The 21,179-nt window shown below is 68.5% G+C and carries 24 protein-coding genes and 1 pseudogene; 11 read left to right on the plus strand and 14 right to left on the minus strand.

The window, feature by feature from the left end; translation table 11 throughout:
- The first annotated feature begins 172 nt into the window (after positions 1-172).
- Positions 173-592: a DUF6223 family protein gene (locus tag AB0B90_RS18580; protein ID WP_350949682.1), complete on the plus strand. Its 420-nt coding sequence runs from the start codon at positions 173-175 to the stop codon at positions 590-592.
- A 502-nt stretch (positions 593-1,094) separates the two neighbouring features.
- On the plus strand, positions 1,095-1,682 hold the full coding sequence (locus AB0B90_RS18585; RefSeq protein ID WP_362923638.1) for a DUF1062 domain-containing protein: 588 nt from the start codon (positions 1,095-1,097) through the stop codon (positions 1,680-1,682).
- Between the two features lie 1,102 nt (positions 1,683-2,784).
- On the opposite strand, the gene AB0B90_RS18590 is transcribed toward AB0B90_RS18585, so the two are convergent.
- A complete protein-coding gene (locus AB0B90_RS18590) occupies positions 2,785-3,081 on the minus strand; it encodes a hypothetical protein (protein WP_362923640.1) in 297 nt (98 codons plus the stop codon).
- Positions 3,082-3,204: 123 nt separating this feature from the next.
- Here AB0B90_RS18590 and AB0B90_RS18595 point away from each other — a divergent pair.
- Positions 3,205-3,549, plus strand: a pseudogene (locus AB0B90_RS18595) (transposase); the annotation flags it as partial.
- Between the two features lie 166 nt (positions 3,550-3,715).
- Here AB0B90_RS18595 and AB0B90_RS18600 read toward each other — a convergent pair.
- The 4 genes from AB0B90_RS18600 to AB0B90_RS18615 form a co-directional block, all read right to left on the minus strand.
- Positions 3,716-4,234, minus strand: coding sequence for an SRPBCC domain-containing protein (locus AB0B90_RS18600; RefSeq protein WP_350949679.1), 519 nt, complete (start codon positions 4,232-4,234; stop codon positions 3,716-3,718).
- Positions 4,231-4,533 (minus strand): metalloregulator ArsR/SmtB family transcription factor, encoded by a 303-nt coding sequence (locus AB0B90_RS18605; protein WP_362904284.1) that lies wholly within the window; start codon positions 4,531-4,533, stop codon positions 4,231-4,233. The genes AB0B90_RS18600 and AB0B90_RS18605 overlap by 4 nt, the downstream gene beginning before the upstream one ends.
- A 97-nt stretch (positions 4,534-4,630) precedes the next feature.
- Positions 4,631-5,179: a YciI family protein gene (locus AB0B90_RS18610; protein WP_350949677.1), complete on the minus strand. Its 549-nt coding sequence runs from the start codon at positions 5,177-5,179 to the stop codon at positions 4,631-4,633.
- 171 nt (positions 5,180-5,350) lie between these two features.
- Positions 5,351-6,214: a LysR family transcriptional regulator gene (locus tag AB0B90_RS18615; RefSeq protein ID WP_350949676.1), complete on the minus strand. Its 864-nt coding sequence runs from the start codon at positions 6,212-6,214 to the stop codon at positions 5,351-5,353.
- 93 nt (positions 6,215-6,307) lie between these two features.
- Here AB0B90_RS18615 and AB0B90_RS18620 point away from each other — a divergent pair, with 93 nt between their 5' ends.
- Entirely contained in the window at positions 6,308-7,045 is a 738-nt protein-coding gene (locus AB0B90_RS18620) for an SDR family oxidoreductase (protein ID WP_350949675.1), read from the plus strand.
- A 48-nt stretch (positions 7,046-7,093) separates the two neighbouring features.
- Here the strand turns inward: AB0B90_RS18620 and AB0B90_RS18625 are convergent, their stop codons facing one another.
- Positions 7,094-8,158: a hypothetical protein gene (locus AB0B90_RS18625; RefSeq protein WP_350949674.1), complete on the minus strand. Its 1,065-nt coding sequence runs from the start codon at positions 8,156-8,158 to the stop codon at positions 7,094-7,096.
- 702 nt (positions 8,159-8,860) lie between these two features.
- Here AB0B90_RS18625 and AB0B90_RS18630 point away from each other — a divergent pair.
- Positions 8,861-9,514: a hypothetical protein gene (locus AB0B90_RS18630; protein WP_350950089.1), complete on the plus strand. Its 654-nt coding sequence runs from the start codon at positions 8,861-8,863 to the stop codon at positions 9,512-9,514.
- 631 nt (positions 9,515-10,145) lie between these two features.
- Entirely contained in the window at positions 10,146-10,706 is a 561-nt protein-coding gene (locus AB0B90_RS18635; protein ID WP_362923643.1) for an acyl-homoserine-lactone synthase, read from the plus strand.
- Positions 10,707-11,089: 383 nt separating this feature from the next.
- Here AB0B90_RS18635 and AB0B90_RS18640 read toward each other — a convergent pair whose 3' ends face one another.
- Both AB0B90_RS18640 and AB0B90_RS18645 read right to left on the minus strand, forming a co-directional pair.
- Positions 11,090-12,046, minus strand: a complete 957-nt coding sequence (locus AB0B90_RS18640) for a nucleoside hydrolase (protein WP_350950087.1) — start codon at positions 12,044-12,046, stop codon at positions 11,090-11,092.
- Between the two features lie 351 nt (positions 12,047-12,397).
- Complete coding sequence (locus tag AB0B90_RS18645; RefSeq protein WP_350950086.1) at positions 12,398-12,985, minus strand: XRE family transcriptional regulator; 588 nt, start codon at positions 12,983-12,985, stop codon at positions 12,398-12,400.
- 80 nt (positions 12,986-13,065) lie between these two features.
- Between AB0B90_RS18645 and AB0B90_RS18650 the strand changes: the two genes are divergently transcribed.
- From AB0B90_RS18650 to AB0B90_RS18660, 3 genes are all read left to right on the plus strand, one after another.
- Positions 13,066-14,130: an alpha/beta hydrolase gene (locus AB0B90_RS18650; protein ID WP_350950085.1), complete on the plus strand. Its 1,065-nt coding sequence runs from the start codon at positions 13,066-13,068 to the stop codon at positions 14,128-14,130.
- Positions 14,127-14,291 carry a hypothetical protein gene (locus tag AB0B90_RS18655; RefSeq protein WP_350950084.1) on the plus strand — a complete coding sequence of 55 codons (165 nt, stop codon included), beginning with the start codon at positions 14,127-14,129 and terminating at the stop codon, positions 14,289-14,291. Before AB0B90_RS18650 ends, AB0B90_RS18655 begins: the two co-directional genes overlap by 4 nt.
- A gap of 222 nt (positions 14,292-14,513) precedes the next feature.
- Positions 14,514-15,086, plus strand: coding sequence for a hypothetical protein (locus tag AB0B90_RS18660; protein ID WP_350950083.1), 573 nt, complete (start codon positions 14,514-14,516; stop codon positions 15,084-15,086).
- On the opposite strand, the gene AB0B90_RS18665 is transcribed toward AB0B90_RS18660, so the two are convergent.
- The 6 genes from AB0B90_RS18665 to AB0B90_RS18690 all read right to left on the minus strand — a co-directional run bounded on the left by AB0B90_RS18665 (position 15,013) and on the right by AB0B90_RS18690 (position 19,170).
- Positions 15,013-15,339 (minus strand): DUF1048 domain-containing protein, encoded by a 327-nt coding sequence (locus AB0B90_RS18665; RefSeq protein ID WP_350950082.1) that lies wholly within the window; start codon positions 15,337-15,339, stop codon positions 15,013-15,015. The two genes, AB0B90_RS18660 and AB0B90_RS18665, sit on opposite strands and share 74 nt — an antisense overlap.
- A gap of 1 nt (position 15,340) precedes the next feature.
- Positions 15,341-15,697 (minus strand): DUF1048 domain-containing protein, encoded by a 357-nt coding sequence (locus AB0B90_RS18670; RefSeq protein ID WP_350950081.1) that lies wholly within the window; start codon positions 15,695-15,697, stop codon positions 15,341-15,343.
- Positions 15,694-16,023 (minus strand): PadR family transcriptional regulator, encoded by a 330-nt coding sequence (locus AB0B90_RS18675; RefSeq protein WP_362923647.1) that lies wholly within the window; start codon positions 16,021-16,023, stop codon positions 15,694-15,696. The genes AB0B90_RS18670 and AB0B90_RS18675 overlap by 4 nt, the downstream gene beginning before the upstream one ends.
- Before the next feature lie 570 nt (positions 16,024-16,593).
- Positions 16,594-17,451 (minus strand): phosphotransferase, encoded by an 858-nt coding sequence (locus tag AB0B90_RS18680; protein ID WP_362923649.1) that lies wholly within the window; start codon positions 17,449-17,451, stop codon positions 16,594-16,596.
- Between the two features lie 489 nt (positions 17,452-17,940).
- Positions 17,941-18,228 (minus strand): hypothetical protein, encoded by a 288-nt coding sequence (locus tag AB0B90_RS18685; protein ID WP_362923651.1) that lies wholly within the window; start codon positions 18,226-18,228, stop codon positions 17,941-17,943.
- Between the two features lie 81 nt (positions 18,229-18,309).
- On the minus strand, positions 18,310-19,170 hold the full coding sequence (locus AB0B90_RS18690; protein WP_362923653.1) for an alpha/beta hydrolase: 861 nt from the start codon (positions 19,168-19,170) through the stop codon (positions 18,310-18,312).
- A gap of 109 nt (positions 19,171-19,279) precedes the next feature.
- Here AB0B90_RS18690 and AB0B90_RS18695 point away from each other — a divergent pair, with 109 nt between their 5' ends.
- Positions 19,280-19,909 carry a TetR family transcriptional regulator gene (locus tag AB0B90_RS18695; RefSeq protein WP_362923655.1) on the plus strand — a complete coding sequence of 210 codons (630 nt, stop codon included), beginning with the start codon at positions 19,280-19,282 and terminating at the stop codon, positions 19,907-19,909.
- Positions 19,906-21,165, plus strand: coding sequence for a glycosyltransferase (locus AB0B90_RS18700; RefSeq protein WP_362923657.1), 1,260 nt, complete (start codon positions 19,906-19,908; stop codon positions 21,163-21,165). The genes AB0B90_RS18695 and AB0B90_RS18700 overlap by 4 nt, the downstream gene beginning before the upstream one ends.
- The last annotated feature ends 14 nt before the right edge of the window (positions 21,166-21,179 follow it).

Consider the following 21,179-nt stretch of genomic DNA (forward strand, 5'->3'; position numbering starts at 1 on the left):
CGGCTACCGCATCCGCGGTATCTTTCGCGGCTCCTACGGCGTTCACGGCAACCGGGTGCGCGTCGGTGGCAGCGCGAAGTGCCCGCCCGTGCGGGACGACCGGCGACGGGTCCGGCGGACATGATCGGGCGACATCCGGTTCGCCGGAGAAGACACAGAAAAGGAGCGCCCCATGTCCGTCCGTCACCTGCTCGCCGTCGCGGCCGCCCCGATCGCGGTCCTCGCACTCGCCGCACCGGCGGCCGCGCACGCCTCGGCCCAACTGGACCCCGTCGGCGCCTACACCATGACCGCCGGGCGTCTGTGGTCCCTGATCGCCGTGCTGCTGGGGGTGGCCGGCGTGGTCGTCGGCGGGCTCGCCCTGGCACGCTCCGCGGGGCGTATCGGCTCCGGCTCCGGGAGAAGGGGGGCCGTCGTGGCTCTGGTGGCGGGGGCGGTCGGCGCGGTCGTCGGCGGGCTGGTCGTGGCCGCCGCGGACGGTGGTCCCGGCACCGGGTACGGAATAGTCGGGGGCTTCATGGCCCTGGCGGTGGGGCTGATCGCCATGGCACTCGGCGGGCTGGCCCTGACCCGCTCCCGCCGCGCCGTCTGACGTCGATACGGCGGTGACGTTCGCCCGCGGCCCATCAGGCGGAGTTGGTCGCGCGCCTGCGGGAGTCGGGGGCGACGCCCGCGGACGTGGGCCTGGGCAGTGAGGACGGACGTCTCGTGGATCGTTCTCACCGACCCGGCGGGCAACGAGTTCTGTGTCATCACCCAGGGCTGACACGAAGCCGTGGACACCGGCGACGGATGCCGGTCCCCTCGGAGGCCTTCGTCAGCCAGGGGCCGATAGCGCCGCCGGAAAACCGTTTGAGTCTTCTTTTCGCGTTCCCGTAGGTTGCCTCCCAGCCCCGTCGCAGTGAGGACAGAGGACAAAACCGCGTGCCCCCGCCTGCTTTCCAGACCTGACACCTTCTTTCGCTCACCTGTAGCCGACCTTCCCGTCGGTCCTGCCGGGCTGCCCGTGTGCGCCCGGTCCTACAGCGTTTGAGGTCGCGCGCAATCGGCCTCGTGTCAGGTCTAGAGAGATCATGTCTTCACAACCTCATATCGTGCTGCCCTGGGTCGTTCGCCGGACCAGGCTTCCTCTGCTGTCACTGCGGTGCGTGGACTGCCGGTCGGAGTCGGCCACCCCCGGCAAGGGCAGGTTCCGCGTCAACGCCAACGGCAAGCTGCTGGACGTGTGGCTGCTGGTGCGCTGCGTGTCCTGCGATCGGACGAGCAAGCTCACCGTGCACGAGCGGGCACCGGTCACATCCTTCGATCCGGCCGAACTTCACGGCTACCGCGTCAACGATCCGGAACTGGTGGTGTCCAGGCTGCTGGATCCGCTGCTCGCCAGGCGCAATCGCTTCGTCCTGGACTGGACAGGGGCCTGGCGGCTGGACATCCGGTCGGCATGGTCCGACGAGGCGTGGCCGGTGCGGGTGGAGGTCGTCTTCGAGGATCCGGTGCCGGTGCGTCCGGAACGGCTCCTCGCCCAGGGGTTGGGCATCAGCAGGAACGAGGTGCTGCGCCGGATCAAGTGCGACATTCCGCTGCGCCGTACGACGAGCACCGGATTCACCTTTACCGCGATGGCCGAGGACTGGGAACTGTTCAAAGTTCGGATCTTGGTGAGGGCTGGTCGTGGCTGGTAGAACTCGGGCTGGAGGTGGTCAGCGTGGACTCCACGATCGTGCGGGCGCACCAGGAGTCGGCCGGGCCGGCGGTGGCCGGACAGACCCTGGATGCGCTGGAACAGGCACTGACCGAGGAAAAGAGGGCTCCGCTGGCCAAGCAGCCGCCGGTCCTGCGGGGGGAACCTCACACCCGGCGCGGACGATACGTCGCCCGCGCCGGATCGTGCCGTCACGCGGCGACGTCGCAAGACCCGCGCGAAGACTGCCGGGCTCGGCCGCTCAGCTGCTGCTCAAGCCCTGAGTTCGTGCGAACCCAAAGGGCGAGCCCAGGCTGTTGGGGGGGCTGGGAGGTCGTGCATCCTTGGGTACGCCGGAACCCAAGGCCGTCTGCGGTCAGCCGTTCCCGGAGCGGCACCGGGTGGCGCCCAGGCCCCGGCGATGCGAGGCCACCTCTGCCCAGCGAGCGGTTGAGGCGCCTGAACTGGTGTACGGAGCCAACCTCTGCGTGAGCAGGCGTCCTCTGCCAGGGCGGCGCCCAGTACCAGACCGAGTCATCCTCAACCGGGGCTGACACACGACTCCTCGGCTTCGCCACCACGACGAAAACCTCAACGAAGAGGAAGAGGCTTCACCGATCCCGAGATCCCTTCCGGGGCGCGGTCACCTGCCGCCGCTGCCTGAAGCTGACCACGCAGGAGCCCGTCTCCGAGCAGCTGGAGCTGTTTCCCGTCACCGACCCCGAGCCGGGCAGCCGACTCGACGGACACAGCGACTGATCGCGGGCCGGGCCGCCGTCGTGCCAACTGTCACGAGATTGGAGGACACGACGGCCGCGACGTGCGCTTCACCAATCGGAAAGCTCATCCTCCTCCCCTCCTTTCCCGGCATATGAACGTTGAGGTCCAGGCCGGCGCCTCCGACTCGCCAGGATTGCGCAGCCGCAGCCCACACGCTCCGCATGTAAAACTCTCCGCTTGAAGAAATCTCCAGCCCCCGTCGACGTAGGACTCGCAACCACCTTCACCGTCGGGTTCGACATCGACAGAGACCTCGAAGTCCTCACGACCGAAGCAGGACGCCTCATCGAAAGGCTTCACTCTTGCCGCCCGAAGGAGACCGTTCAGTCCAGGATGCGGAGTCTCCACGGGTAGTTCGCGGGTCCCGCCTGATCGCAGGCGTACGACCTTGCGCCCATGGCGACCCATGCCGTGCCCGACTGGACGCACTCGTAATGGAACATGTAGTAGCCCTCCGTCCACCACACTGACGGTGCGGAGGCGCTCGCACCGTGCGTCGCCTCGGCACTCCGCGACGCCGTGATGGCGGTGGCCGCAGTCGCCGCCGGGCTTGCGAACAGCAGGATTCCCCCGGCCACCACCGAGGTGGTCGCCATGGTAAGCGTGTTCTTGACTCGCATTTGTACGTCCTCTCCGTTCCCACCGCTGATGACGTGAGTTGGCGGTCACGTGTCCCCCGATCCCGGCGGGCGCGTGGCTCGCTTTCCTCCAGCAGGTCTACGGCACGGCCACTCGCGCAGATCATGATCGTGCGCGTTCTTGTCCGTAATCCTGGAGTCCGTGTCCGTTTTCGACAGGGTGCGCGTTCCTGGACGAACCCCGCCCGGCCGACGATCGGCGTCAAGCGGGAGGGCTCGCGCTGGTACGTGATCGTGTCGTGTGACGACGTGCCCGCCGAACCGCTGCCCGCCACCGGCACCACCGTCGGGATCGACCTGGGCGTGGCGTCGCTGGCCACCACCGGCGACGGTGAGCACCTGGACAACCCGCGCCACCTGGCCGCCTCCGCCGGCCGTCTCGCCGGCGCCCAGCGCGACCTCGCCCGCAAGAAACGCGGCTCCGCGCGGTGGCGCAAGGCGGCGGCCCGTGTCGCCGCCCTGACCGAGTTCAGCGGGCCTCCAGCTCACCGCGGCTCCATTCCCGAAACCATGCCAATCCTGGACGTACGAGCCACGTCCCGTCACAGAACGCGAATGGAGTTGATGAGCGAGGACGCCACCGAATTGGGCGGGACGGCCGCCGTGGTGCGAGGGATCAGGTGTCGCCGTTGTCTGCGCGCAAAGCCGCCGCGAAGCGCCGACCCGGCGCGGGGTCGACCCCGAAGCGCTCGGCGTAGCGTTCGTGATTCTTCTCCCACCCCTCGTGCGCGTCCTCTTCCGAGAGGTCCTTGCCGGCGAGATGAGGCTCAAGCCGCGAAAGGTAGGCGTCCCAGCCGGTGGCGGTCTGCGCTGAGGTGTCGCGGTCGTCGAAGACGTGGGTGAAGACCAGGCGGCAGCCGTCTCCGTGAGCGGTCAGATCGAAGCTGTACGCCTGGCCGGCATAGGTCCAGGCCAGGCGGTGGGGTGGATCGACCTCTGTCACCTCGCCGGTCACGCCGGCGACTTCGAATCTCTCTCCCGTCGCCGGTGTCCAGTCCGCGGCCGCGGGAAACCAGCGCTCGAGCTCCGCGGGCACGCTGACGGCTCGCCACACGCGCTCGACCGGGTAGGCGAGCGTGCGCTCGAAGCGCAGCGCCGGGCGGCCGTCGATGGTTTCCAGGGTTCCGTCGATCATGGGTTCTCCTCCAGGTGTCGTTCCAGGGTGTCGAGGTGTCTGGACCAGAACACGCGATAGGGCTCCAGCCACTGGTCGACCTCGGCGAGGGGATCCGGGCGCAACGCGTACATGCGCTGCTTGCCGTTTTTGCGCACCACGACGAGTCCGGCCTCGCGCAATACCTTGAGGTGCTTCGACACGCCGGGTTGGCTGAGGTCGAGGCGTTTCACCAGTTCCCCGGCGGGCCGCTCGCCGTCACGCAACAGGTCGAGAATCTGTCTGCGGTGCGGCTCGGCCAGGGCTGCGTAGGCGCTCATGCACTCATATTGCCAGATGGAAATATGATGCCGCAACGTAGGGCCGAGGGCGGGTGACGATACTCGTCACCCGCCCTCGGCGCCGGTCAAGCACTTATCATCGCCGCCCGCCGAACCTCCAGTCGTGGACCTCGATGTCGGCGTACCGGCCCGCGGTCAGGACGTCGCGTGCCGCGTCCGGTCCCGGCGCCTGGACCAGCAGCGCCGTACCCAGCCAGGTGGTGCCGTCGTCCGACAGCAACGGTCCATAGGCGATCAGGCCGTCCCGGCCGGGCGGCGGGACGAGGTCGGCAGCCTGCCCGGAGCCGAGGCCCACCACCAGATACCGGTCACCGCCGTCTCGGTCGCCGGGAAAATCCCACATGGTGCGCCCCAGTACGTTGCGCCATCGGCGCAGCATCACGTCCCGATACACACCGGCCTGGTAGTTGGGCTCTTCGAAGGCGAAAGCACGCGCCGTGGCGAGATCGGGCAGATCGACGATGTGCACACTGCCGGTGGCCGTCTCGCCGCCGGGGCCGAGGGTCGGGCCACGCGCGATCATCGTTGCCGCGTACCCGTCCATGTAGGACCAGTGCTCTTCCACCAGTTCGTCGCGCAGGGCCGCTGAGTCAGGTCGATCGCGGTGATAACAGAAAAACTCCATGCGAGGAGTCTTACCTTGACTTTCTCCCTCTCGTGAACGACGGGGATTCCCGTTACGCCCTGACGCTGGCGTACCGGCCCGCGATGCGCCTTCGCGCTGCCGGAGAAGCCGTGGTCCGGCCAGAGGTCGTCATACCCGCATCGTCGGACCAGTGCGAAGGGCGGGAGAGCGTCACAGTCGTGTGGCCGTGCGGACCAGGCCGGCGAGGGCGAGGGAGCGGCTGTGCGCGGGCCAGGCGATGTGGGTGACGACGGGGGGCGCGTCGGTCAGGGGGACGGCGGTGTGCTCGGCCCACAGCCAGGAACGGGCGGAGTCGGGGAGGACGGCCACGGTGCGTCCGAGGGCGATCAGCTGGGCCAGCTGTGTCTGGTCGCGGATCTCGGGGCCCGGCCCCGGCGGGTAGACGCCGTGGCGGGGCCAGCGGGCGAGAGGAAGATCGGGGACATCGCCGACGTCGGCCAGGGACAGGGTCTTGCGCGCGGCGAGGGGGTGTCCGGCGGGCAGGATGGCGATCTGCCCTTCGGTCATCAGTTCCTCGCTGTCGAACCCGGCGAGGGAGTTGAACGGCGCGTGCATGAGCGCCACATCGGCGCGACCGTCGCGCAGCAGCCCTTCCTGCTCGCAGAGGCCGCACGGCAGCACCTCGATCTCGGCGGCGCCGGGTTCGGCCGCGTAGGCGTCGAGAAGCTTTCGCAGCAGCTCGTGGGAGCCGGCGGCCTTCACCGCCAGTACCAGGCGGTTGCGAGGGCCGTCCGGATCGTCGGCGCCACCGGCGCGGCGGGCGCGGCGGGCGGCGGCGGTGGTCGCGTCCAGGGCCGCGCGGCCCTCGTGCAGCAACACCTCGCCGGCGCCGGTCAGAAGGACGCCGCGGCGGTTACGTTTCAGCAGGGAGACGCCCAGGCGCCGCTCGAGCTGCTGGATCGCCCGGGACAGCGGTGGCTGGGCCATGCCGAGGCGTTCGGCGGCCCGGCCGAAGTGCAGTTCCTCGGCGACGGCCACGAAGTACCTCAACTCGCGGGTTTCCAGAGTGTCCACCGCCACAACATACCTCGGTGATACCTGTCGGGTATGACAGGATGCCGTATCGGTGTTGGATGCATCGCTTGTCCACCCGCGACCATCAACGGCATGAGTGAAACGAAGACCGCGCTGGTGACCGGCGCGAACAAGGGAATCGGGTACGAGATCGCGGCCGGGCTGGGCACCCTCGGATACCGCGTGGGCGTGGGAGCCCGCGACGAGGTTCGGCTCAAGACCGCCGTCGAGAAGCTGCGCGCCGCCGGGGTGGAGGCGTTCGGGGTGCCGCTGGACGTGACCGGCGACCAGAGCGTCACCGAGGCCGCGGAACTGGTCGAACGGCAGGCTGGGCGTCTGGACGTCCTGGTCAACAACGCCGGCATCTCAGGACCGGTGGGTCCGGGCTGGGTGCAGGACCCGACAGCGCTCGACCTCGATGTGGTCCGCACGGTCGTGGAGACCAACGTGATCGGCGTCATCCGGGTCACCAACGCGATGCTGCCGCTGCTACGGCGCTCGGCGTCGCCACGCATCGTCAACGTCTCCAGTAGCGTCGCCTCCCTCACCCGGCAGGCGGACCCGGACATCGAGATCGGCCCTGTCATGGCGGCCTACGCGCCGTCGAAGTCCTTCCTCAACGCCGTCACCGTGCAGTACGCCCGGCAGTTCGCCGGTACGGACATCCTGATCAACGCCGCCTGCCCGGGCCTGGTCGCGACCGACTTCACCGGCTTCCAGGGGCCCCGCACCCCCGAGCAGGGCGCGGCCACGGCGATCCGGCTCGCCACCCTGCCCGACGGGGGTCCGACCGGCTCGTTCTTCGAGGACGACGGCGTCATCCCCTGGTGATCTTCAACCTGTCGTGAACCTGCGGCAGGCCCCGCGCCCAGCCGCTCGTCAGCCCTCGGCCCCGGATGGCTCGGCCCGCAGTTCAGCGGCGACGGCGCGTTCCCTGAGCTGGGCGGACTCGGCGCGCAATGTCTCCATCTGGTCGCGTAGGTCCGACAGGCGCATCTGTTCCATGGCCAATCGCAGGCGCATCTCGTCACGTTCGGCGAGCGCCTCGGCGGCCCTGGCCGCCGCGCGCTCCTCCGCCTCGGCGATCTTCTCGGCGGCCCGTTCCTCGGCCTTGGCCACCCGGCGCGCCGTCCGCTTCTCCGCCTCGGCCGCCTGCTTGTCCGCCCGGTCGGCCCGTGTGCGCGCCTCGGCCGCCTCGGTCAGGGCTTCGGCATGGGCGGTCGCCGCGGCGTCGGCACGCGCCAGCGCCCGGTCCCGTTCCGCTTCGGCCGCCTCGGCACGCGCCGAGGCGGCCGAAGCGGAACGCTCGGCCTGTCCCTTGGCCTCCTGCGCGCTCGCGGCCTCCCGCAACGCCTGGTCGCGCTCGGCTCGTGCCCCCTCGGCCTGCTCCTGTTCGTGAACGGCCCGCGCCTCGGCCCGGCGCGCCTCGGCCTCCGCGGCCTCGACGCGCTCGGCCATCTCCCGCAGCGCCGCGTCTCTGGCCGCTTCGGCCCGCTGGGCCCTGCGAGTGGCCTCCTGCTCGGCCTGCCTGGCCCGGCGTTCGGTGCTGGCCGCCTCGTGCAGCGCGGCCAGTGCCTGCTCCCTGGCGGTCTCCGCGTCGGCCAGGGCGTTGTCACGTTCGGCATTGGCCTCCTCCACGCGGCGCGTCATCGCGTCCCGCTCGCGCCGGGCGTGCTCGGAAGCCTCCCGCGCCAGGCGTACCTGCTCGAAGGCCTGTTCCCGCTCGGTGCGCGCGATCGCCACCCGGGTGTGCGCCTCGGCCTGCACCGCGCTCACCTTGGCCTCCACCCCCGCCGGGCTCAGCTCCTGCGCCAGCACCTGCGCCAGCGGCGCGATCGCCGCGGTCATCCCCTTCTCCATGCGCTCGTAGAACTCCTCGGCTCTGGCCAGTGCCCCCTCAAGCCCCGGTGTCGCCCGCCGCATCTCGCGTTCGCGCTTGGCCACCGCCTGGCAGTCTCCCTGCGCGCAGTAGGCCCTCGGCCGTCCCCTCCCAGGCCTCTGCTCGATCGGCGTCCCACAGTGTTTACACGGCGTCATCGCACCCGGCTCCCGCATGCGCAGCAGCCTAGCATCTTTGATTTTCCAGAAATTAAAAATAAATAAACAAGATCTGTTGCGTCTCTCCCAGGTCCAAGTAACTACCGGGAATGTAAATTCCCGCAAGTTACTGTGCCGAACGGATTCCGGCGGCTGATGCAAAGACGACGGATGCCCCATCGGCTCGGATGCCCGTCTCTTCACCTGATCAGGCTCGATACCTGAAGCCCTTGAGTCGGGACGGGCACGGTGTCGGGAGAGGCGTTCTCCGGCGTCGACGGCCGCCGCAGCGGAAGAGCGTGAGCGTCTCAGTGACGCTCAGAGAAGTCTCCGCGATGCGCAGGGGTTGTCTTCGCTCCAGTTGGAGGACGGCCCGGGACCACGGCGCGGCCGAGGCTCCGACCCGGCCGATCGGCCGACTCACACGACAAGAAGATCGGGGAGGCTGAAGTACTGCCCGGCCTTCCCCGGCCGGTCCGGCTCGCAGGTTCCGCGTCGACCTTCTTGCTTGCGCGGAGCAGGCTGGCCTGAGCCGGACGCTGACGTGCCTTGACAGCACCCTTCCGGATGAAAGGCTGAGGTTCTTCTTTCTGGTCAAGGAGGACCACGATGACCGCGACGCCCCCCGAAGCTCTCACCTCAGACCCCGCGGCACCGCAGATCGCACAGTCGCTGGCAGAGATCCGTGCCAAGGGCACGGGCCTGTTCTCCCGGGCGCTGGTGATGGCCAACGGAGACCTCTCCTTCGACGAGGCGCACAGCTACAAGACCCCGGTCGCGGGAGCGCGTTCCGGGGGGACGACGCGCTACTCCCTGGCGGATACCAAAGACGCCAGCCGCAGCTACCAGGGACGCGTCGACAAGGCGCAGGCGCGCATGTCCAAACAGGACAGCGAGGTCGCCGTCCTGCAGGAAGCCTGGGACTGGATCGAGGCGCTTCATTCCTCGTTCCCTCATGACGCCCACATCCGGGTCGTGGTGGTCGGCAACATCGGGCCGTGCACCGGATGCAAGGCCCGCCTGAAGCTGTTCCGGCAGGACCTCATCGGCGTGTTCGGGCCCGGGCGGGTGATCGTGGAAAGCGTCTACGACACCAGCCAGATGTTCATCACGAAGAACTACGAAGAGAAGTACGAGGACTACGAGACGGGGGCCACGAGCACGGTCTCGACGACCTACGGGTACGAGGGCGCGACGGTGGAGGCCTACCAGCCGCCGGGTGCTTCGCAGAGCGTGTCGTACTGGCTGTACCAGGTGGGGTAGGCGGTCCCGGGGCAGTACGGCTGCCGAGCTCGTCGGCATGGTGATCACGCCGCCCACGACGCTTGGCCCTTTGAGCTGCAGCGAGGTCTTCCCCAGCGCCCGCGCCACGGAGGGGCCTGCCCCGGCGAGGGCGCGCGGCGCACTAACAAGATCCTAAAAGCGCAAGACCACCACATCGGAAGTCTCTACGGTTCAAGACATCGTCACTTCGCGACGATGCGGACACGGTCAGTTGCTCCCGGTTAATGCTGGTAGTAGCCACATCACACGGCAGACCACTAAAAAACGGCAGGCAACACCACACAACAGAATCACGGGGTGCTCCTGTCCTGGCGAGGGCATAGAAAGTGCTTGACCCGCCCCGCCCAGGGCGTATGGTCCGATCAGGACGGTTTCTTACCGGTTCGCCGGTGAGGTGGTCACGCTGGGGGTGTAGCCGGACTGCTCGTCAACGAGTGGCGCAACAAGGCGCAGCGCATGCCAAACGCCAGCCAGTGGGTGGCGCGGGACCCGATCACTGGAGAGATACGACATCGACGCCGGCAACCATTCATTGACCAGCCCTATGGGGTGCGTACAACGGATTGTCGTCGGCCGCACGGATGATCTCCCGGCGTGGTTACTCACCGGCATGTTCCGCCTCCGCTACGAGGTGTTCTACGAACGCCTCCGCTGGGACGTCGACAGCCTCCACGGAATGGAGCGAGATTCCTACGACGACTGCGATCCGGTCTATGTGATCAGCCATGGGGAGGTCTGCCGGGAGGTCACAGGGTGCTGTCGGCTCCTGCCCACCGACGGTCCTTATATGATCCCCGACGTCTTCTCCGAGACGCTGCGCGGCGCCCCTGCTCCTCGTGATCCGAGCATCTGGGAGCTCAGCCGCCTGGCCACCGGCCGGGCCTGGCCCCGCACTACGGCAGCGGGTTTCGGCACGCTTGCTTTTGCGCTGCTCCGGGACGCGTTTCGCTGGGTTGATCGGTACGGTGACACGGTGGTCGCGGTCTCAGGCGTGGCCCTGGAACGGCGCCTGCATGTCATGGGTGTTCCCACCCGGCGTTTCGGTGACGGCAGGGCGACGCGCCTTGGCCGGCTTCTGTGTTCCGCCTATGCCGTCTCAACCCAGGCCTTCCTTGAGAACGCGCCTGCCGCGCCAACGGCGGCGACGATTCCCTGCCAGGACGAGTCCTAGGTAGTACTTCGTTAGGTTGGTTCGGGTAGGTGGTGTTCTGGCCGTTCTGCGGCGGTTATCAGGCTTCACCATTCTGGACAAGGTGCTGGGGATCGAGGTGGCGTTCATCACCGCTGTGACGCTCTGCGCTTACGCGCGCGAACATTTCGGACCCCGGTCGCCAGCCGGATCAGCCGCCTTGAAGCTGACCGCCCGCGGTGTCCGGGGCGGGTAGGTCGCGGATGGGCCGGGAGCCGGCTCGGGCAGGACGAAGGTGTCCGCCAGTGGCGGTAAGCCGACCGTCGGCAGGTCGCCAACACCACTGGCCGTTCGGTTGCTGATCAACCCCCATGGCCCGTATGTAGACCTGTCGTCAAAGGGGCGTCGACCCTGTGGAGTTGTTCTCACTGACAGCACGTGCAGATTCGCTGACACTTCATGCAGAATGCGCAGGTGGCAGTACTGACATCCCGCTGCAGATTTGCACCCTCACCGACGAAGACCTCGAAGAGCCGCTCGTGGTCGAGCGCGGTCGTGACGAACGTCCCGCTGCCCGCCGCCGGCAGCGCACCCCATCCGCCTTCCTCCCGGACCATCTCGACCTCGGCCCACGTGGCGATGGCGCGGTCGATGGCCACGCAGGCCGCGGTGGGGTCGTGCAGCAGCTTCCCCCCGGGCCGCTTGCGCAGGTAGTGCTTCATGCCGGCGAATATCAGGGCGAGCCCGGCGGTACGGTCGCGGTGTGGTCGCAACCGCTCGTGGAACTCGCCGTCGTAGGCGACGCCGTGAGTGACGTTCTTGGACACCAGCTCGCGCCGTGCGATCCCGGTCGAGGACAGAGCGAGCAGGGCCGCCCGGGGCTCACCGTTGAAGTTGAACGTCGGGCATACCGTGCGGCCCTCGAACTTCGTCAACCGGTGCTCGGGCGGTACGACGTTGTCGCCCGCGAACCCGCCCTGGGCCACCCACCGGCTCAGACTCACTCCCGGATACATCTCGAGGAACCTCCGGAGGTTGTGCAGGGGTCCGCCGGTGAGGAGCGTGGCCCCGGGGTGACACCGTAGGGTCTCGGCGATGACGTCGGCGGGCGGGGCGTCCGGCTGGGCCTCGGGAGGGGTGCCGAGCCAGCGGTCATGGAAGCCCGACACATGGCTCTTACCCGTACCGGGATCGCTGGCGCCCACCGCGACATCGTCTCGCTCCAGCCGTCGCAGGACGTGCCGGACCAGTCCCACCTGCGTCGGCGACCCCGGAGTGACGGTGACCGCGCGCAGTCGTACGGCCGGATGTCCCGCTACCAGGCACAGGGTCAGTACGTCGTCGGGATCCTGGGTCTCCAGATCGAAGATCAGGTCTAGCATCGCGGAGATGTCCTTCCGTGAGTCCAGGCGCCCCCAGAGCGTGCCGTGATCGTATTCATCCGCGACAAAGCGAAGCGACCGATTTAATCGGGGGCGCGGCTTCACCGGCCGCCGGGCGGACATCGAGGCATGGGGTCTGGGGGCCGGTCTCGGCCCGCGCCGGGGATGGGGGTGGTCGGGGCTCCTCCGCTCCCTGCTCGCGGGCCTGGGCGAGCGCGGCCTCGAACCGCGGGCGCACCCGCATCAGGGTGGAGATCTTCTCGGAGAAGACCTTGTCCCGGGGGATGCTGTCGCTGGTCGCGCCACCCTCGACGCGGCTTGGGTGAAATGTTTACTCCAGAGCCGGTTCGTTCAGGTGGGCGATGTCAGGAAGGGCGATAGGTGGGCGCGTTCGCCTTGCGCGCCGAAGAGCGTGAGCAGCTCCGCGGCCTGAGAGTCGGCGCTGCCGATCTGGTGCGGGATACGGGTGTCGAACTCTGCGGCTTCGCCGGGGCCTAGCTGGTATTCCTGGTCACCGAGGACGAGCCTGACATATCCGTTGAGTACGTAGAACCATTCGTACCCCTCGTGGGTCTGCAGTGTCGTCGTAGCCGATTTCCCGGCCGGTGGATAGATCACTTTGTAGGCCTGGATGCCTCCGGGACGTCTGGTCAGCGGCACGACGGTGAAGCCGGATCGCCGTACTGGCCGCAGGTGGATACGTGGATCGCCGGTGGGCGGGGCCGCGACCAGTTCGTCGAGCGGGACGCCGTGCGCCCGCGCCAGCGGCAACAGTTGCTCCAGTGTCGGGCGCAGTTTCCCGTTCTCGAGACGCGACAGCGTGCTTGCGGTCAGGCCGGTCTCTGCCGCCAAGGCGGCCAGCGAGATGTTCCGGGCCTGACGTAGTGCGCGCAGGCGCGGGCCGACGCCCGCAAGGACGTCGTGCGATGTGACGTTCATGAACCCATGATGCGGATCCGCAACGTTTCTCGCAAATAGGCAACGCTGCTGGTCATGCTGGTAACGGAGGTAAGTAACCAATGCTCACATCAGCAGCAACTTCGAGACCAGCAACACGGTGGTCGCGCACCGTCGCAGCCGTCACGGCCGCGCTCGTCCTGACGACAGCTTGCACGACCACCGGCGGCAGGGCGCAGAACACGACGTCGCAGCAAGCGAGCGCCACCATCGCGGCAGGTTACGACGCGGCCACCCGGGATGACGCCCAGTTCAACCGTCGATTCAAGCACGAGACAGCCGACGTCGACGGCGTGAAGATGCACTACGTCACCGGCGGCACCGGCGAGCCGCTCGTCCTCCTGCACGGCTGGCCCCAGTCGTGGTACTCGTGGCGCGAGATCATGCCGGCGCTCGCCGAGAAATACACCGTGTATGCGCTTGATCTGCCGGGACTCGGCGACAGCGAGGGTGCGCCGTCCGGTTACGACAAGGCCACCCTGGCCCGCTACGTCCACCGGCTGCTCGCCGGCAAGCTGGGGCTGAACAAGATCAAGCTGGTCGGGCATGATCTCGGCGCCGGTGTGGCGTTCCAGTACGCCACACAGTTCCCGGACGAGGTCGTCAAGTACGCCCACCTCGACTATCCGATGCCCGGCCCCGCTCTCAGCGCGAACGCCTACCGGCAGGCGAGCTGGCACATGTCATTCCACAACCAGGACGGGTTCCCCGAGCTGCTGGTCGACGACGACGTCCGTGACTACCTGTCTCTTTTCTACGGGTATGTTGCCTATGGTGGGACCAGCTTCGGCGGGCCGGGCGCGAAGGCTCCCTTCACCGCACAACAGATTGACGAATACGCCCGCACATACCAGCGCCCGCAGGTCCTGACCGGTGGGTTTGAGCTTTACCGCGCCCTGGACCAGGACGAACGGGACAACAAGGCCGCGAAGCCGATCACCATGCCGACGATGCTGCTGACAGCCGAAGGCACGCTCGACTTCACCCGCTCGACGGTCCAGCCCCTCATGTCCAACATCACCCGCGCTGTCGAGGTGCCCAAGGCCGGGCACTGGCTGATCAAGGAGAACCCCGAGTTCGTCACCACCGAGCTGGTGAAATTCTTCGCGAGTGGGGCGGACCGATGACCGACGCACTCAATGCCGAGTCGTTCTGGGAACAGCACCACCCCGCCCGGCGCGGCGGCGGCACCGGGCACCCCAACCCGGTGTTGAAAGAGACAGCCGAGGCATTGCAGCCCGGCGATGCCCTCGACCTGGGATGTGGCGCCGGGCCGAGGCCCGGCTGAGGATCGCGACCTGGATCGCGGACTTCTACAACACGCGTAGGCGGCACAGCGCCAACGACGGGCTGCCACCGGTCACATTCGAGCGTCGGGTGATCGAGAACGGTCGTTGGCCTCGCCCTGCTCGCGTCAGACTGGGACGAGCAGGACATCGACCTGATCAAGCACATCGGTCTGCTGTCGGAGACCTTCGGCCCCCTGGCTGCACACGCGCTGAAACGGCGGATGGGCGGCGGCCAAGCGCTCCTTTGGCTCGCCCAGCGCACCGCGGGATGGGGCCGAGTCAACATCGTTGAGGCCCTCTGCCAGGTCGAAGGGCCCGCCGCCCGCCCGTGGCTGTTGCGCGAAGCCATCAACGGCGACATCCTCAACGGCTACTACGTCGGCGCCGTCGCCAAAGCAGCCGACGTCCACGAGGCCATCACCGCACCCGACCCCGACGATGACCTCATCGACCACACCGGCCGACTGCTCAGCCTCATGGCGAACAACAACGGCATGGGCCAGACCTGGGACTACTATCACGCGATCCGCCGGGTTCTGGACGCCCACGTCACCCACCTGGCCCACCAGCAACCGGTCGCGCGCCGCTACTACACCGCCGCCCACATCGCCGACCGAGCGGGAGGACTGGCGCGGCTTGGCGCGCGCAGCAGCAAACAGGGGGCTGAGGTGCTCTTTCGGCTCATCGGCCGGAGAACTCCGCCGGCACCGGGCGAGCGGGCTACTTCTCGTTCGCGCCGGGCTCCCCGCCGATGGATTCCCGGTAGATCTCCGCGTAGGTGGGAGAGTCCTTGATCAGGTCGTCGCAGAACGCGGCGACGTCGCTGCCGATGAGTTCCAGGACCCCCTTGCCCGCGGCGGCACCCTCCTCGAAGAAGTCGACGACCCCGGGGAGCAGTGGCCCGTCGGGCAGGTCGACCGGTCCGACCTTGAACAGGTACTTCTGCATCTCCTTGTAGACGATCCGGTAGTCGGGCGGGAGCGCCTTGACGCGTGCCGTGTGCGCCCGCCACTGCTTCTTGCCCTCGATGATGTCTTGGATGCCCACGTCAGCCTCCCAGCCGGCTCAGTTTCCTTGCGACGTTCCTGTTCAACTGCTTGCGCCACCGGTCGCGATAGGTGCGGGCCCCTTCTCCGCCGGTCAGCGCCGCGCAGAAGCCTGCGATGTCGTCGCCGAGCACCTCCTGGGCACTCTGCCTGTCCGCTGCCGTTTCCTCCAGCAGCCCCAGGACGGCGTCGAAGATCGGCATCAGGTTGCGGCCGGTGAAGCTTCCATAGGGGAACAGATGCCCTTTGATCTGCTCCCACGCCGCCCGGTGGTCGTCCGGCAGGGCCTCGGCCCGGGCTTCGAACGCCTTCCATTCTTTGGTGAGATCGCTGCCTGTGACGGTCTCCCAGAAGTTCATCTCCCGCTCTCCTTGAGGCTGTTGATGCGTGATGAGACGTATTGCCATTTCGCCCAGAACTTTGCGAGTTCTTCGCGTCCGGCGTCGTTGAGCGTGTAGAACTTGCGTGGCGGACCGACCTCAGAGGGCCGTTTCGTCGCCTGGACGAGCCCGTTCCGCTCCAACCGCAGCAGGATGGTGTACACCGTCCCCTCGACGACGTCGGCGAAGCCGAGTTCGTTCAGCCGGCGCGTGATGGCGTACCCGTAGGTCTCCTCGCCGCCGATGATTTCGAGCACGCAGCCCTCAAGTGTGCCTTTGAGCATCTCCGTCATCTGCTTGTCCATGGACCCCCTTCCGGCTACTCGGTACTACTGACTACCAGTACAAAGTAACACCAACTACCGCTATTCAGCAACACCGAGTAGCTGGGAATGTCAGCCGGGACCGCAAGCGCGTAAGGGCGGGTGGGCGGCTGGCCAACGCTGGGTGTCGGGAAAATGAGTAGCGGCGGGCGCGTTCGGCGCGGCGTATGTGACACAGAATCTGCATTACCTGTCGGGGTCCCCATAGCGAACAGCGAAAATCCAACAGATACGCCTCTGAGCTGCGGTTACGCAGGTTTCTGGGACGGTTGTCGATCTCCTCGACTACGGTTCGTCATGGTTGGTGTGTTCTGTGACGTACGAGGCGGTTGATGTCAACGCGGTTCCTGTCGGATGAGCAGTTGGAGCGTCCGGGGGTGTCACCGGAATATGGCAGAAACGGGCCGCGGGACGGCAGGGCCGCTGCTCAGCGCTGGGCCAGCGCCTCGTAGGCAGTGGAGCGGCCGATCTTGAGGGGGCGGGCGGCCTCGGTGACCGAGACGCCGTCGTCGACCAGACGGCGCAGTGTGGCCAGTTCGGCGGGGGCGCCGCTCAGTGGCCGCCACCGGCGGCGTGCTCCCGGCGGTCGAGGTCGGCCTGCATCTGGGCGAGCCACTCCCGGCCCCTTCTGCGCCCGTCGGGGAGTTGGTCGTCGCGGTCCCAACGCCAGGAGACCGCGAGGGCGAGGCTGAGGATCCGGCAGTCGGTGAGCAGCCCGGAGTCGGCGGCTGGGTAGTGCGCGGCGACGTCCTCCGGAGCATGCGCGAGGTCGAACTCGACGGGTCCGCGGCAGGCGGTCTCCAGGTCGATGAAGAGCGGTCCGTCCGCGGTGGCGAGCAGGTTGCCGGGGTGCGGTTCGCCGTGCAGGAGCTGTTGCCGCGTGCCGCGGTCCAGGATCGCGCGGCTGATTCCGTGGAGGGTGTCGCTCAGCAGGGCGCGTTCCGCGGCGCCGAGGTCCGGGCTGACGGCGGGGTCCTCGACCACCCGGAGGGCGTCGGTGACGCGGTCGGTGAAGTGCGGTGCGGCGAAGTCGATGCGGCGCAGGCCGGCGTGCAGCCGGGCCAGGGCGTCGGCGTAGGCGGCGGGTGGATGGTTCTCGGGTGCGGCGGTGGGCTCGTAGTAGGTCCAGAGGGTGACAGCGAAGCCATCGCGGACATGGACACGGGGCTCGGCCCTCGGATCCAGACCCGCCACCGGGCTGCCGGTCCCGACGAGGCGCCGGGCGATCTCGACCTCGAAGTCGAGGCGGTGCGCGAGGGGCGCGACCCGGGCGAGCAGGCCGCTGGGCCGCAGCCGGACGGCGATCCGGTTCGAGTTGTGCAGCACGGCGGCGTCGTCGGCGCCCAGAGCGTACTCGGCGGCCGTGTCGACGGCCGCGGCCACCGCCCGCGGGATCTCGGTGTCCTTCACGTGTTCGGTGCCTCTCCCTGCTGGAGGTGATGTGTGCGGCGCAGGCCCTTGGCCCGGCCGAGTGTCTGATGCGTCTGACCAGGTCAGCACGGCCGGGCACAGCGGACCTTGAGGCCGTAGTCGTCCCGTGCCGTCAGGGGCCGGTCACGGAGAGCGCTCACGTCCGGATCATTCCGAAGCAGCGCCGTGCGCTACACCCGCCTCGGCGGCGAGGCCGTGGCCGAGATCACCGGCTCCTCGCCCTACCACGCCGAACCCACTAACCGCAGGTCAGATCCATATCCGTTGGATTTTCGCTGTTCGCTACGGGGCCCCCTGGCGCACTGGCATCCGCCGGGCCGCTCCCACCCGGCTCTCCATCGGCCGGACCGGAGGCGACTCGGCAACGTCATGTGTCACATCCTCCCGCGGAGGTCTCGTGTCTGTCGTCGTGTTCCCCGGCTACCCCAACCCGTCCGGCGTTTGCACCATCACGGCCGCCGTCGACCGCTATCTGGACCAGATCCCCGCCGTCACCACCGCGCCAGCTACGACGACAGCCTCGCCCAGCTCATCGACGTCGGCGGCGCCAGCCCCGTCGCGGACCTGACGCCCGAAGGCTTCGCCGCAGTGATGGATCGGTGAAACGGAGCGGCGGCCGCCGGCCGCACCGCCGCCGAACTCCAGGCCGAGTCCCGCCACCAGCACCTGGCCAGCCTCGGCACCTATGTTCGCCTTGGTGAACAGACCTCGGTCAAGGTCACCGCCGACGCTGACCCCGCAAGCTCGCTGAGCCACCTGCTGACTTGTCGGCCTCGTCTTCCTGTCGCTACTGACCGTTCCGATCCTCCTCGCGGGCCTACTCCGGCCGCCCCGTGCTCAGGCCGTGGCGAGGAAGTCTTTGATCTTCTCGGTGATCGCGGGGTAGTCGGGGGCGAACCAGATCATGTGACCATCGGCCCGGCTTTCCACCAGTTCGGCCTGGGAGATGGCCGCGGCGAGGGATTCGGCGTGGGTGAAGGGGACCGAGCGGTCGGTGCGGGTGGCGATGATCAAGGCCGGTTGGGTGACCTGCGTGGTGCAGTCGGGCACAGGCAGCATGTCGTTGACGAAGCCCGCACCGGAACGCATGAGAGTGAACAGTGCGAGGAGTTCGGCCTGGTCGTGCTCGCTCAGGCCGTCCATGACCTGGCGAACGGGCCGGGTGGACAGGTCGCGCAGCAACAATCGCAACCCCGCCCGCGGCGCCGCGCGCATCAGCAGCCGAACCACCGCCCAGGACGCCGCTTCGACGCGGGCGTTGAACACCAGACGGCCCCCCAGATAGGTGCGTCGGTCGTCGGGCCAGGGGCCGAAGCCGACCGCGCTTTGCAGGATCACCCGGCGCACCAGGTGCGGGTGGCGGGCGGCCATGGTCACAGCGGTGCGCCCGCCCGCCGAGATGCCCACCACCGCGGCGACCTGCTCGGTGCCCAGAGTGTGGCACAGGTCTGCGGTGACGTCGGCGAAGGCGGCGGGCGTGGTGGCGGTGGCCAGGAGGGTCCGCCCGTATCCGGGGCGAGAAGGCGCGAGCACCCGGTGACCCGAGGTGGTGAAGACCTCCTCGCCCAGAGCCAGTGCGGCCCGCATGTGACCACCGTGAAAGATCACGACAGTCTGGGGGCCGTCACCTTCCAGCCGGTACTCCACCGGCCCCGCCGCCAGGTGGGCGGTGATCGTCTCTCGCTCCGAGATCGTCATGATCGCAATGCTCGCATGCCTGCCACCGGCGGTATAACCGGTTCGTTGACGCGTATTTGACGCCTCACCCCCTTCCCTCACGACTGAACGTTTGTTTAGCATGCTGAACATGCGTTTAGACAGTGATCTCACCGCGCGGGCCAGGATCGGGAACGCGGCCCTGGAGTTGTTCGGTTCTGAAGGCGTGGGCCGGGTGAGCATCCGGGCCATCGCCGCCAAAGCCGGGGTCTCGCCCGCCCTGGTGGTACACCACTTCGGCTCCAAGGAGGGCCTGCGCGCGGCGTGCGACCAGTACGTGATCTCGCTGGTGCGCGGTGACCCCGACGACCCGGTCGACCTGGCAGACGCCTCCGGCCTGGCCGCCATGCTGGAGGAGGCCGAACCGGTGCGGCGCTATCTGGCTCGCGCCTTCCTCGACGCCACCCCCGAGGCGGCCGCATTGTTCGACGAGATCGTCGAGACCACCCAAGCATGGCTGGACCAAGGCAGCGCCGAAGGGTGGGCCCGCCCCACCGGCGACGCCCGGGCCCGCGCCGCTTTGTATGTGACCTGGCTGCTGGCGCCGCTGGCCTTCGGCGAGCACCTGTCCCGAGTGCTGGGCGTAGCCGACCTGCACAGCACCGACGCCACCTTGCGCTATTCGCAGACCTCCCTGGACATGCTCACCCACGGCGTGTTCACCGACGAGCGCCTGCTCAGCGCTTGGAACTCCGCCGCCGCGAACCGAGGAACGCCATGAAAGTCCTTATCCTCACCCACGGCACCCGCGGCGACGTCCAGCCGTACGCCGCCCTGGCCCTGGCCCTGCAGAACGCCGGCCATCACGCGGTGCTGGCCGCTCCGGCCGCCTCGGCCTCCCTCGCCGAACCCCACAACCTGCCCTTCGCGCCGGTGCACGACGGCCCCAACACCCTCCTCGACGCCCCCCACATCCGCCAGGCGATCGAGACCAACTACCGCGGCCTGGCCGGCAAGAAGGTCGCCCTGCAGGTCATGCGGGCCAGCAAGCCGCTCATGGCGCGAGTGTTCACCGACATGGTCACCGTCGCACAGGCAGGCGCCGACCTCGTCGTGCACGGCCCGAGCATCCCGGGCCATCGCATCGCCGAGGCCTTGGGCGTGCCCGCCGTGGCGGCGCTGCTGCAACCGGTGTGGGTGCCCACCGCCTCCTTTGCCAACCCGATGATCCCGCTGCCGCTGCCGCGGGCGCTGAACCGCGCCTCCTACATGCCGTTCCGCATGATGCTGCGCTCCTTCGGCGCGGTGGCCGACAAGATGCTCGACCTGCCCCGCCGGCGCGGCCGCCACGATTTTCTGCGCCGCCCTGACGGTGGCCCGGCCACCGTGCTGCACGGCTTCAGCCGCCACCTGCTGCCCCCCGGCACTGATTACCCGGCCTGGGTGCACACCACCGGGTTCTGGTTCCTGCCCGCGGCCTCCACCTGGAGGCCGCCCGAGGACCTGGCGGCGTTCCTGGCCGCCGGAGCGCCACCGGTGTACATCGGGTTCGGCAGCATGGCCGGCACCGACCCTCACCGCATCGGCCGCGTCGTCACCGACGCGATTCGCTTGACCGGCATGCGCGCGGTGCTGGTGTCCGGGTGGGGCGGCATCGCCGTCGACGACCTGCCCGCTCGGACCGAGGAGGTGTTCGTGCTGGACCAGGCCCCGCACGACTGGCTGTTCCCGCGGATGGCCGTGATCGTCCACCACGGCGGCAGCGGCACCACCGGCGCGGCGCTGGCCTCGGGACGGCCGCAGGTCATCTGCCCCTTCGTCGCCGACCAACCCTTCTGGGCCGCCCGAGCCCACGCCGCAGGCGTCGCCTCCGCACCCCTGCCGCAACGCCACCTCACCGCGCAAGGACTCGCCGCCGCGATCCGCCAGGCCACCGGCGAGGAGACCATGGCCCGGCGCGCCGGCCAGCTCGCCGACGCCATCCGCGGCGAAGACGGCACGAAGAGCGCGATCACCGTCTTGGAATCACTGGCCTGACCGCCTACGACGTC

Origin of the sequence: Streptosporangium sp. NPDC049078 (assembly GCF_040648855.1) — a bacterium.
In the GTDB taxonomy this organism is placed as follows: domain Bacteria; phylum Actinomycetota; class Actinomycetes; order Streptosporangiales; family Streptosporangiaceae; genus Streptosporangium.